The sequence below is a fragment of the Achromobacter sp. 1012554356 genome (assembly GCF_059760815.1).
Genome location: NZ_JCBANC010000142.1, coordinates 1 through 279 on the forward strand (window position 1 = coordinate 1; position 279 = coordinate 279).

At 65.6% G+C, this 279-nt stretch carries 1 protein-coding gene; it reads left to right on the plus strand.

All coding sequences use genetic code 11. From position 1 onward, the window contains the following. A partial coding sequence (locus AC6LJW_RS29495; protein ID WP_498088983.1) for a putative Ig domain-containing protein occupies positions 1–279 on the plus strand: 279 nt, incomplete at both ends.

The window sequence follows — 279 nt, forward strand, 5'->3', positions numbered from 1 at the left end:
CCCCGGGCCTGACCATCGATCCCAAGACCGGCATCATCTCCGGCACTTTGGACAAGTCGGCTTCGCAAGGCGGCAATGAAGGCGTCTACGCCGTCACCATCACGGCGACCGACAAGAGCGGCGCCTCGGTGTCGCAAGACTTCTCGTGGGACGTGAAGAACCCTGCCCCGACCGCCGTCAACGACACGGACAGCACCAACCAAGGCGTCAACCTCACCGCCGATGCCGCGCACGGCGTGCTGGCCAACGACACCGATCCGGATGGCGACACGCTGCAGG